7 protein-coding genes are annotated in these 12,877 nt (G+C 54.6%); 3 read left to right on the plus strand and 4 right to left on the minus strand.

What is annotated here, in order from left to right; genetic code table 11:
• The 4 genes from AABM55_RS21865 to AABM55_RS21880 form a co-directional block, all read right to left on the minus strand.
• Entirely contained in the window at nucleotides 1-2,619 is a 2,619-nt protein-coding gene (locus tag AABM55_RS21865; RefSeq protein WP_347927750.1) for a fimbria/pilus outer membrane usher protein, read from the minus strand.
• A gap of 37 nt (nucleotides 2,620-2,656) precedes the next feature.
• Nucleotides 2,657-3,352: a molecular chaperone gene (locus AABM55_RS21870; protein WP_127929388.1), complete on the minus strand. Its 696-nt coding sequence runs from the start codon at nucleotides 3,350-3,352 to the stop codon at nucleotides 2,657-2,659.
• A 66-nt stretch (nucleotides 3,353-3,418) separates the two neighbouring features.
• Complete coding sequence (locus AABM55_RS21875) at nucleotides 3,419-3,994, minus strand: fimbrial protein (RefSeq protein WP_127929389.1); 576 nt, start codon at nucleotides 3,992-3,994, stop codon at nucleotides 3,419-3,421.
• Between the two features lie 239 nt (nucleotides 3,995-4,233).
• On the minus strand, nucleotides 4,234-5,139 hold the full coding sequence (locus AABM55_RS21880) for a cation diffusion facilitator family transporter (protein ID WP_154946630.1): 906 nt from the start codon (nucleotides 5,137-5,139) through the stop codon (nucleotides 4,234-4,236).
• 430 nt (nucleotides 5,140-5,569) lie between these two features.
• Between AABM55_RS21880 and AABM55_RS21885 the strand changes: the two genes are divergently transcribed.
• The 3 genes from AABM55_RS21885 (at nucleotide 5,570) to AABM55_RS21895 (ending at nucleotide 12,865) form a co-directional block, all read left to right on the plus strand.
• Nucleotides 5,570-8,392 carry an ATP-binding protein gene (locus tag AABM55_RS21885; RefSeq protein WP_127929391.1) on the plus strand — a complete coding sequence of 941 codons (2,823 nt, stop codon included), beginning with the start codon at nucleotides 5,570-5,572 and terminating at the stop codon, nucleotides 8,390-8,392.
• Nucleotides 8,379-9,566, plus strand: coding sequence for an EAL domain-containing protein (locus tag AABM55_RS21890; RefSeq protein ID WP_008041712.1), 1,188 nt, complete (start codon nucleotides 8,379-8,381; stop codon nucleotides 9,564-9,566). The genes AABM55_RS21885 and AABM55_RS21890 overlap by 14 nt, the downstream gene beginning before the upstream one ends.
• An 80-nt stretch (nucleotides 9,567-9,646) precedes the next feature.
• Nucleotides 9,647-12,865, plus strand: a complete 3,219-nt coding sequence (locus AABM55_RS21895; protein ID WP_008041713.1) for a hybrid sensor histidine kinase/response regulator — start codon at nucleotides 9,647-9,649, stop codon at nucleotides 12,863-12,865.
• Nucleotides 12,866-12,877: the final 12 nt, after the last annotated feature.

Below are 12,877 nucleotides of genomic sequence, written 5' to 3' on the forward strand. Positions count from 1 at the left end.
TCATTCGTTATGGTCAGCCATTATTTTTTTGGAGGGAGTGCAAGTGACCTTGAACTGACCAATACCCGTTGCCGGCAGGCTGTATTGTTTTAAGTCCAGGTCCTCGCTACACCAAAGTTTTTCGTTAACCTTGATGACCAGTCGGAATTTGTCCGGCACGCCGGTCAGGAACACCCTGCCCTTGTCTGCAATCATCGCGTCGCTGAGCAAGTTGTCTTCCAGATCGAATACTTGGGCTTGTGCTGCAAACGGCGCGGGCGTGCCCTGCTGTGTGGTGACACTGACCAGCAGGCGACGACCGTTATGGGTCTGAAAATTGGCCAACACGAAAGCGCCGCGGTTAGGCGTGACTTCCTGGACCAGTGCAGGAATATCGACATCATCGGATAACGAGTCAGTGTTGAGCGACACTCGGTTATTACGATAAGGTTGGGCCGACGAAATAATCGTGTAGCCACTGCTGTTGGTCTTGACGCCGCTTCGGGTCAACACGCCGACATCGGCGGCACCGGGTGTGGCCACGATAATGTTCGTTTCCCCCAGCGGCTGAGAAAACATCACTGTATCCCGCGTGGCGACGACAGCCCCTTCTACGCCAAAGTCCAATTGCCGATTGTTTTTATCGCTGTTGTACGAACCGTGCCAAATTCCATTGGCACCGTTGTAACGTGCGGCAACCGAACCTCCCACGACCCGTTCATCATTACTGACCTGCTGGTTGACGCCCAAGGTGTAGGACAGCGCATCGTCCTGGAACTTGGAGCCGCTGAAAGTGGCTGAGCGAGTGGCTCCGCCGTTGGAATCCTGGGTGCTGCTCAAACCAATACGGCTGCTGTTGCCAGGCTGTCCCAGAGGAATGCTCACACTCAAGGACAGGCTGCGAGTGTCATCACCGCTGCTGTTGTTCTGCGCCAGCCCCAGGTTGTAAGAGGCATAGCCCACGCTGAAACTGTAACCCAGCTGCAACGACGTGTTGCTCTGGGCCATATTCCAGTAATCGGTCTTGGTAAGGCTGGCGAACATGCCACCGTAATCGCCTAATTGCTGCGATACGCTGGCTGTAAAGCTGCTTTTCATATGGCCTTGCAGGTACGGCGAAAATGCCCGGCTGCTGTCCAGGGCATCATCGACATAGGGGGTTAACGAACGATTACTGCGCGCATTGACCGCCTCATTGAAGCTGTAATAACCGCTCGTGGAATAGCGATAGCCAATCAGGCTGAAGTTGGTATTAGTCAGGTCTAACGTCTTGGAATAGCGAAAACGATAGGACTGACCCGAAAGCGTTTTAGCCTCAGCCCCCATGTCATCGCTGACCGCATGGGTCACGTCGATGGAAATCGCACCGACGCCGGCAAAATCATAAGCAAAACCCAATAGCGATGATTTGTATTGATCACTGACTATGGCGCCGCCAAACAGCGTCGTGCCGTCGCTCAATCCGCGGCGCAACGTGCCCAGCACAAAGGCTGGTTTTTCCTGGCTGATCGCCCCATCAGCCGGTCGATACTGCCCTGCCGTCAACGAGTAGCTTTGCTGGCCTTCACGCATCATGTAGGGCACCGAAGAAAATGACTGGGTGTAGACCTGACGCTCGCCATTGGGGCCTTCAACACTCACCTCGATATCGCCATTACTGGAAGTTGAATAAAGATCCTTTAAGGCGAACGGACCGGAAGGCACCCATTGTTCACTGATCACGTAACCGCGCTGGCGTAACGTGACCAATGATCGACCGTTTGCCACGCCACGCACGACGGGCGCGAAGTTGCGCGAGTCTTCAGGCAGCATGTCCAGGTCCGACTCAATGCCGACACCGCGAAAGGAAATGGAGTCGAATAATTCGCTATCGGTAGAGCTCTCGCCGATTGTGGCAATGGCCATCATGTCGCCCAGATCGCGCTGGGCATAGGAATCTACCGATTTCCAATTGCCCTCGACGTTGGTGCTTTTCTGCCAGGTCGAAAAATTACGCAAGCGCCAGGCACCAGTATTGATACCGCTGCGCAAACTACCGAACTGTGACTGACGATTGCCGTACGGCGCTTCGTAATGGCTACCGGAAAAATTATAGTTGGAGAAGGCTACTTGCTCCCCGTCACTCCAGCTTTTACGCCTGACTGCAAACGGAACGCTGCCGATGTACGCCTGCGGAATCTGCAGATCCAGATGCTGCTTATGAAAGTCGTAGCTATAGGTGATATCAGCCAAATCACTGTTGAAGTAGACACATTGGTCGGCACTGATATCGGCCTGAGCAAGCCGACTCGATTCAACCCCCAACGCTGCCAGGTCATCAACACTGAAACAGGGGAACAATCCCGTGGGAGTCGGTTTCTGATTCGCTGCTTCCTGAACGAATCGTACGTCACGTTGCTCTACCTTCCGATTATCGACGGTCACATTGACACGGTACACGCCCGGCAATTGCCCCTTGCTCATGGTCTTGACTTGCTCAGCAACTTCGGTCGAAGTGCTACCTCCGCCAATTTCCAGAAATGAAGCATCGAAGCTGTAATCCGCGTAAACCACAGGGGTTGTCAATCCTGAAGTAATCAGGGCAAAGCAACTCCAATACTTGGGTAGGCGCGCATAGGCACACATGCGCAAACGAGGCATGAGAGAGTCCTTTCTTTAAGATTTAGAACCTTAATGCTCAGTGAACTGTGACGGGATCTACCTTGACGGTGCTGCCGTATTCATTTATGTAACTTAGTACAATTTTATCGCCCGATTTAAGTGCTTGTGCGGACTGCAGCGTACTAGCGGGCTTAATGACTTCAGGAAAATCTTTGTTAATGGTGTTATTAACCAATACCTCACTCACCACTACATTAAAACCTGAGCGATTACTAACACTCAGTTTGCCATCGTCAACGTTCCACTGCAGTTGATCGACAGCCTCCTTCAATGATCCCTTCAAGTGTTCCGGACGATAAAAAAGTTTGATCGTCGTTTTCAATGCAATCTGCAGTACGTTCTGACTGTGCTGCTCGGGGCCCACCGCCGGGATAGCCTTGACATTGATAAAGAACAAACTCTCCCTATCGTCGGGCAAGTGCTGTACGTTGGTTGCGATTATTCGCAGAATATTCTGACTTTTCGCATCGAGTCTAAACAACGGCGGAGTAATAATAAATTCATCGGCACTGGTGTCGCGATTATCATAAGGACTTACCCAAGACTGAACCAAATAAGGCGAATCATCATCGGTATTGGCCAGAGAGAGATTCGCCTCTTTGTCTTTACCTTGATAAACCACGCGTGTGGTGCCCACGTTGACGCCCGCCTGAAGCTGGGGCAACCAAAAACACGCCGCCAGAGCCGTAATGGCCGCAACTTTTAAGCGCATGATAAATAGTCCTCGGTTAACACCAGGGCTCGCTGCTGAATGCGACCCCTGGCGTTAATATCATGATTACTTGTAGGTCACATCGAAACTGGCCAGTGCATTCACCTGACCGGTGCCGATACCGCGAACACCAGGCTTGCCATCAGCACCCTCTGTGTCTGCAACCAGACGCACATAGGATGCGGTGAAATCAAAGGTATTGGACTGCGGGCGCAACACGTAATCCGTGCTGGCGGTGTTGAGGGATAGCTTGGCTCCGGTGCGGGCATCGTTGATTTGAATACCGACCCCCGCTACCTGATTGGCACCGGTCATGCCCAGGATCGTTGGATCGGAAGACGATTGCTGTCCGCGGAAGGTGATCGCCGCATTTTTCAACGTCGCACTGCTGCAGTTTTCCAGCGAGATGGAAAACGGAACGGATCCAGCGGTGGCGCCGACCGTGTTGGCAAAGTCACCCACGCGGACCTGCCCCAAATCGACCGACTTCTTCACGTTTTCGGTACTGATGGTACAAGCGTTGTCGTTGATCGAACCCGTGAATTCAACTTGGCCGTCCGATGCCTGCGCGCTGACGGCGGCCATCAGGATCAACAATGAGGAACCACACAGAGCGGTGCATTTACAGATACTCTTAACCATGAAAGTTACCCTTAGCTGTAGTAGATGTGCCATTACATCATTTAACGTCCCTGTTCCACGGCTTGCCGTAGCAGGTGATTCAATGATGTACTGGCACATGCACCCAGCCCATAAGACGATTCTTAAACGTCACTAATCTGCACGAATAAAAATGCGCGGCAAGGCAACAATGCTGTTCACTTACTTACTACCGGTAGTCGCATGCGCTCATGCACGCTCTCGTTTGTTCCCTAAGAAGATCAGGCAATCCACTTTCGATCTCCGGTAAAGCAGATGGTCAACCATCGTGTCGCGTCCGGCTTGCCAAGCTTGGCGGAAATCTGTTCCCTGAGTGCATCTAGCTTTCCCACATCCTGCAATTGATAGTCCATCGGCAACACTACATGAATTTCGATAAACCGCGCGCGTCCATGTTTCTGAACATACGAGACGTATTCGGAAAAACCCTGATTAGCTTTAACCTCGTCCATCACTCGGCGAACTTTTTCATCTAGCTGATCTGGGACGATCCCAAGTACATCGCGTAACGCTGGCCTTAAGATCTTATGCGCCGGTGCGAGCATGCTCAGCCCCAACAGGATCAGGATAGATGGATCGACGTAAGCGGCCCATGCGCCATAGCCTTGCGACTTGAGCACCAACGCGGTGAGAAAGCTAACCAGCAAGCCGATCGAAAGCATTGCATCCACCAGCCAACTGATATTGTCGAACTGGATCAGCGAAGATTTCAACGTACGATTGCGATAGCGGACGTAGAAGAAATAGCCCAAACAGACGATGCTAAGCAGTGCAGCAAAAGGGATCACTATGCTCAATTCGACTTCGCGACCACCATTGATTATGCCGAACATACCGCTGAGGAAGGCGTAAATTGCAATCAATAACAGAAAGCTGCCCTCGATGAGCAGTACCATCGGTTCCAGGTGCCAGAAGCCAAACTGGAAGCGCTGGTTGCTTTCCTTGGCAATCAACTTGGCGGTGATCAGCATTAGAACTTTGATGAAGGTTGCGACCAACGAAAAAAACCCATCGAACAAAATCGATTGGGAGCCAGAAAAAAAACCCGTGATGATAGCGGCAATTGCCACAGCAAACATCAGAGCGGTCGATTGTTTGAGCATTGCCTGCTCAACACGGTTACTCACATAGCCTCCTACGACATAATTCAACTCGCCGCATAGCGCAGCTAGTCTTGCGAAGCTTAGTCTACACCACAGCCTTTTACGCAGCCCCGAGAAATATACTAGCAAATGTATATAAGAATCGTCCTATATACGAACACACAATCCTTGTCCCGGAAAGCTGCCATAGGGCTACAAAGAAATAATTATTGATATTTAGGAATCGTCTTATGTTCCTATCGTTATAGCTGTGTAGTAGCGTGATCAATCAATGAAAATCGTCATATGAAAATACCAAAAGCCTGACCGAGCCAGACAGTCCTCTGCGGCTTATAAATTCTTACGACACTAAACTAAAGCGATGCGACCTCTACGTCAGCGAATAAACACAAAGAACGCCAGTTTTAGGAATCGCCTGATACCCGCTCAAATACCCTATCGATAGGGTAGTCAGATGAAACTGAAGAACTACCTTTACCAGATCAATCCCCTCCTCTCTACGCCAAATGCCGCAAGACGTTTGTTGCGTATTTTTGGCGTGGTTTTGCTCGTTGGCATACTAAGCGGCGTCTACAGTTTTCTGCTGCTGACGTTCAACGCCGAAGTGTCGCGCAGACGCAGCCACATGAGCAGTGCAATTGCTGAAGCCCATACCTTTTTCACCACCCGCGAAGCGCTGCTCGAAAGCCTTAGCCTGTCGGCGATTCGCAAGCCCGATGGCGTAAAGCCGCAAGTATCACCGGAAGAAATCCATTTACTACTGGGCAATACGCGCGGCAAGCAATGGAGCATTTGGCTGAGCGAGCGGATTCGGCAATATCTGAGGAGCAAGCAGGTCAACTTGCTGTACGTCAGCAGTGGCAACAATCTTCAGGTGAAAAGACTTTATACGGCGACACCGATCGTGGCCGACTTTCCCCAGGCAATGCTCGAACGCTTGCAAGCGTTGAAAGGTGAGAATTCCAGTGCGATGGACGAGTTGTGGCTGACCAATCAATCGTCCAGTCATTCTCAGTTATACATATTCATTCGCCTTGATGCGCACGACCTCGATTCCGGGTGGTTGGGACTTGAGATGGACGGCCGCGAAGTATCCCATGCGTTGGATGATCAAAGCGCTGGGCAGTTCATGATGTTCAACCCCGACGGCATGCTGGTGTTCAGCAACAGTCAACCTGCACAGATCTGTAAAAATCTCATGCAAATGCAGCGTCAGAATTTCTTTGGCTTTGTTGGAAAACATTTCCTGCCCGATAATCTGGTGATGCGCAAACAATTGAAGTCATCCGACTGGCAGTTGGTCTACTCCATCGATTTGCGTGATGTGCTCATCGCACTATGGCCACGACTTGGCGGCGCCCTACTGTTCTGCCTGTTCAGCATCAGCCTTGTGTGGATTGTGATTCGACGCCTCGAAGATCGGTTTATCATGCCCACCATCAGTCGGATCCAGGCACTGGTCGAAAGCGAACTATTCAGTAGCGACGTGATTCAGACCGCACCCGTTGCGCTGTGTGTACTGCGGCGCGCCAACGGCCAGGTGGTGCTGGAAAACACCTTGTCACAGCAATGGCTGGGCCAGAGTGGTGAGCGTGAACGGCTCAGTCCGCGCTGGATCTACCAGGCATTCGATGAGATGAACCCGCAAGTCACTGACTACTTCGAAGCCGCCGACGGCCGTCACCTGTACCTGAGTTGCGCGCCCACCCGTTACAAGGGCGAAGACGTCTTGCTCTGCGCCTTCAGTGACATCAGCACCCGCACTCAGATTGAAGATGCGCTGGATCAGGCGCGGCAACTGGCCGATGCAGCGAACGAAGCAAAAACCCTGTTCCTGGCCACCATGAGTCATGAAATCCGCACGCCTTTATATGGCGTGTTGGGCACCTTGGAATTGCTGGCCCGAACCGAATTGGATGCGCAACAAACCAACTATCTGCGCACCATCGAAGGATCATCTGCGACGCTGTTGCAATTGATCTGCGATGTACTCGATGTATCGAAGATCGAAGCCGGGCAACTGGCACTCGAACTCACAGAGTTCAGCGTACTCGAACTGATTCACGAAGTGATCCAGGGATACGCAGCAGCAGCCCACGGCAAGGGCCTTGATCTATACGCGGTGATTGATCCGAAATTGCCGGAACGGATGATCGGCGATGTGTCGCGCATCCGCCAAATTCTCTACAACCTGCTGAGCAACGCCGTCAAATTCACCGACGCGGGTCATATCGTCCTACGCGTGAGTCTGATTGGCCGCGACGGCGAGCGCGCCAACTTGTTCTGGCAAGTCTCGGACACTGGAAAAGGCATCACTCAGGAGGACCAGACACGAATTTTTGAGCCCTTCTACCAAACTCGCGGCCACGCCAACGTGATCGCCGGTACTGGCCTCGGTCTGCCCATCTGCCAGCGCCTCACTCACTTGATGAATGGCAGTATCCGCGTGGTCAGCGAACCCGGACTAGGTAGCAGTTTTTCGCTGACTCTCTCTTTGGAACAGCCCTCAAGCCCCGCGTTGAATGACAGTTTCACGCCGCTGTTGCCAAAAGTGGTGTTTGTGCTTTCACCCGTTCGCGAACTCGCGGAAGCCATGAGCGGCTGGTTGCGTCGATGGGGCGCACGCCCGCAACTCGATCGCCCTTCGCGCGGCGCCGATACGCCAGACAGCGTGCTGCTTGAGTTGCATCCCGGTTGCTACGAAGCGCGCGTGGCCCCTGAATGGACGGGGCAGCTGGTGATGGCCACCGGCGAGGGCTACAACGAACCCCAAGCAGGTTCCGGCGGCTGGGTCGTCAACATCAACTATCTGGAGGCCATTCATCAGGCCGTCAGCCGGGCCCAAGGGCTTTCGGCAATCAAACCGGAAAATGACAACCTGCAATGGCAGCTGAAAAAGTTGCATTTGCACATACTGGTGGCTGAAGACAACGTCATCAACCGGTTGATCCTGCATGACCAATTACAGGAACTAGGGTGTACGGCAGAACTGGCCGGCAATGGTGAGGAGGCACTGACGATGTGGCGCAGAGGTCGCTTCGACATGATTCTGAGCGACGTCAACATGCCGCGCAAAAATGGCTACGAACTTGCGCGAGAGTTGCGCCGCATGGGTTGCAACGTGCCGATCATCGGCGCAACCGCCAACGCCATGCGCGGCGAAGAAGCCCTGTGTCTGGCTGCTGGAATGAACCATTGTCTGGTCAAACCTTTCACGTTGCAGGCCTTACACAACCAACTGGCGCCTTACGAAAGAACTTCCAATGAAACCACTTAGTATCCTGATCGTTGAAGATCACCCGTTCCAGCAACTGTATTTACGGAATCTGTTCAGCGAGCTGGGAGACTTTGAGCTGAAGTTCGCTCAAGAAGGCAGCGTAGCGCTGGACTGCCTGAAAAGGCGCGACTTCGATCTGGTGCTGACTGATTTGCTGATGCCGGGGATGGACGGCGTCCAGTTCATTCAGGGTTTGGCAGAATCAGGTTCGAGGCCCGCGCTGGCGATCATGAGCGTCGCCTCCCGACGCATGCTGACCAGCGCCAGCCTCGCAGCGCGCAATCTAGGCGTCAGCGTCATCGGCCTGATTTCTAAACCGGTCAAGAGCGGTGCATTGCGTAAGCTAACCGAGCAGTTGAGAAAAACGCATCAAGCCACCCAGCCTCCGCCCGGCCCGAAAATTGATCACCTGGCGATACTCGCGGGTCTGGACAACGGTGAATTGCAAGCCTGGTTCCAGCCAAAAAAGTCGCTGACCAACGGCCGTATCGTCGCAGCAGAGGCGCTGGCACGCTGGATCCATCCCGAGCATGGGGTGCTTTTGCCGGGTATGTTTCTGCCCGCCTTCAAGGCGTTTGGCCTGGAGGAAAGCCTGCTCTGGTGTATTCTCGAGCAAGCGATGAAGGCACAGAAACTATGGGACGTTCAAGGCTACGCGATTCCCGTGTCAATCAACTTGCCCACCCACTTGCTTAACAGTCCAGACCTGCCGGACCGGATTCTGCAATTTGTCCTCAAGCACCATGGCGTCCCGGCGATGATCTGTTTTGAACTGATGGAGTGTTCGATGCCCGACGATATCAGCAACTTCTACGCTGGTGCGTGCCGATTGCGCATGAAGGGATTCGGGCTTTCGCAGGATGATTTCGGTCAGGGCTACAGTTCGTACATGAATCTGGTGTCGACGCCGTTCACCGAACTGAAGATTGACCGGGCGCTGGTGCACGGCTGCGGCGAAAATGAAGAGTTGACTCTGGCCCTGACCAGCATCGTCGCACTTGGACGTCAGTTGGGTCTCACGGTGGTGGCCGAAGGCGTGGAAACAGCACAGGAGCTGGCGCTATTGCGTAGAATCAACTGCACTCAGGTTCAGGGTTTTCTCATTTCCCATGCGGTGTCATCATCCGAATTTCAGCAACTGCTGACCCAGGACGGCCCGGCTGTAGTGGATTGAATCCCTGGCGCACAGATTCTGTTTGCATCAGAGGTAGCGGTGTCCAAGGCTTATACAAGCGTCTCCAACAGGCTGGTCCAATGACTCATCCCAATGTGCGATTGCACAAACTGGCCAGTAGCTCGCTGCGCATGAATAAAGGTGTCGTGGTGCTGTGCGGTCTGGCATCAGTGTTGGTTGGTCTCAGCGTCTGGGGCCTGAATCGTATGGTCGCCGAACAGCGTGATGCGGTGCGTTATCACTTCGCACGACTGATGGAGAACATTGGCGAACAAGACACTTTCCTCAGCGCTATCGCCAAGCAAAGTGCCAAGGGACTCACGCTGAATACGCAGCGGATGAGCATGTCTGTGCAAGAACCTATGCCCGAGCAAGGCAGCGGGATTTACCGGGCTCAAGAGCTGTCTTTTTCCCTGCCCTTCAGCGTCAAGATCAACCCGGCAGCGATTGAAACGGCTGAGCGCGCCAAGGTGTTCGCGTTGGGCGCGCACCTAGCCAGTTACTACAGCGCATTCTGGTCGGCCTCGCACTATCAGTCGCCCCAGGTGTTTCTATTCAACGTCCCGGACAACTTTGATATCGCCGTGCCCGCCGCCGGGCAATTACGCGGCGCCAGGCAGATCCAGGGGGTCAGCTTCCAGCAAGTACTGACGCACGTATTGCAGCGTCTGCAGGAGAAGAATCCGCAACCATTGGACAGCCGGGTTCACTGGGTTCGCTATGGTGCTGAAGTGGATAAAGACGTCGCTCCGAGGGTACTGGCTTACATCAATGTCGACCTGCCGGCAAGCCAACTGGACATTGGCGGTGCCAGTCCGTGGGTAGTCGTGGCATCGCTGTTGAACCTGAGCCAGATCAACGATATCGAGCGCATCATGAAATGGTCGATCTACGACCGCTTCAGTCTCACCGCGCCCAACGGCAATCTGTTGGTCGGCACCGAGCCGCCCGACCGGACGTTGAGCGAAGGGCTGAATGTTCGCCTCGACGGTCTGGTGTTCAAGATTTCCAATGAAGGCCCGCAACGCTGGACAGCGGTTTACGTAGTCGGCTTCAAGAGCTTTATCGATTACGCGTGGTGGCCACTGCTCGGCGTTTTGACGTTAATGATTGCCACCATTGGTGGTGGCCGGGCCTTCAACCGGTGGTACAAAACCCGCGTGGTGCTCCCCGCGCATCAAGCGCATCAGAGCATTGCCGAAAGCGAGGCATTCAGCCGCGCAGTCATCGACGCTGCGCCCACCGGGCTGTGTGTGGTGCATTGCAGTGATCATCAAGTATTGCTGGAAAACCAGCATATTCAAGAGTGGCATCAAAGCGACCGACTGATCGCGGTCCTCAACCAGAAGCGCCCGCTGACCAGCCCCGGGCAGACCGACCTCGAAATCGATGGGCGCCATCTGCACGCGGGGGTGGTAGGCGCTCGCTACCATGGCGAGGATGTCTGGATCTGCGCATTCCATGACGTGACCCGGCATATAAATGATGCCGCGGCACTGGAGCAGGCATTGCGTGCGGCCGATTCGGCGAACGAGGCGAAAACGCGCTTTCTGGCGACCATGAGTCATGAAATCCGCACGCCGTTGTACGGCGTTCTAGGCACGCTCGAACTGTTGGGCCTGACCGATCTCAAGCCGCGTCAACAGGAATACTTGCGCACCATTCATCGTTCGTCGGCCACCCTGTTTCAGCTGATCAGCGACGTACTCGATGTATCGAAAATCGAATCCGGGCAGATGACCATTGAAGCTCAGGACTTCTGCCCGCTGGAGCTTACCGAAGATACTTTGCGCGCCTACAGTGCGTGCGCCGAGGCCAAAGGCCTGCAGCTTTATGCGTGCATTGATTCGTCGGTCCCGGACCGGGTGCAAGGCGATCCGCTGCGCATCCGGCAGATTCTCAATAATCTGCTGAGCAATGCGATCAAGTTCACCGACAACGGCCGCGTGGTATTGCGACTACGGCTGCTGGATCAAAACACCGGTGGCGCCAACCTGCAATGGCAGGTCAGCGACTCCGGAATCGGCATTTCCCAAGCGCAGCAAACGCAGCTGTTCGACCCGTTCTATCAAGTGCGCGATACGTCCAGCGAAGCCGGCGCCGGCCTCGGCCTGGCGATCTGCTGGTGGCTGTGTGAACTGATGGCCGGACAATTGAAAGTGGTCAGCGAACCCGGACTGGGCAGTAGTTTCTCTCTGCATTTGCATGTCGCTTGCGCAGAAGGCCAACTGAGCGACTGCCCTGAGTTCGCCCCTGATGCGCCGCCGATTTACGTACAGGCACCGGCGCCCGAACTGGCACAGCATGTCTGCAACTGGTTCAACCGACTGGGCCAAGAAACCCGCATCCTCGGGCCGGACGCGAAACACTTGCCCGGCTCTTCAGCGCTGCTGCTCGATGTGCTGCCGTCCTCGCAACCTGCCTGGGCCGGCCCGCGCGTCATCGCCACGACCGCGGGGGCAAACCCGGCGGAATACACCGCCGAAGGTTGGTCGGTCGATGCGCATGACATCCGGGCGATGGCTTGGGCGGTCAGTTTCGCGCAACAAGGTGCGGGTAAACGAAGCCGAACGGCGCTCACGGAGCAGGTCCGACGCCTGGATCTGAACATTCTGATTGCCGAAGACAACCCGATCAATCGGGCGATCATCAAAGAGCAACTGGAGGCGCTGGGCTGCACAGTGGTCGCCACGGCCGACGGCGAACAAGCGCTGCACCAATGGCTGCCAGGCTTGTTCGACATGGTGCTGACCGACGTCAACATGCCCGTCATGAATGGCTATGAACTGGCCAGGGCACTGCGCAGGAACGATGCTGATTTGCCGATCATCGGCGTCACAGCCAATGCCTTGCGCGATGAAGGCGAACATTGTGCGGCGGTGGGCATGAACGCTTGGCTCGTCAAGCCGTTGAACCTGCACATGCTGCGCACGCAATTGCTCAAACATTGCAAAGTCGCCGATCCATTGCTTGCCGTTGATCCCGACCAGCGTGCACCTGATGTTCCTCGCCCTGATCAGCCGCAGTTTTCGCCGAAAATGCGTGCGTTGTTCTTCAGCACCATGCAACAGGACATTGACAAGGTCACCGCCTCACTTCAAGACAACGACGCGGCTGCACTTGGTCGTCATCTGCACAGCATGGCCGGAGCTTTGGGCGCCGTGCGGGCCGACAGTTTGGCGGACGCTTGTGTCAGCCTCGAGAGTCGCCTGGATGGTCGGCCTCTCACTCCGGCTTTGGCCACCGAGATCGGCGCTATGCTGGGGCGACTGGAAGCAATGCTCGACGCGCTGGCGTAATCAGTATGCATT

This window comes from Pseudomonas helvetica (assembly GCF_039908645.1).
GTDB lineage: Bacteria > Pseudomonadota > Gammaproteobacteria > Pseudomonadales > Pseudomonadaceae > Aquipseudomonas > Aquipseudomonas helvetica.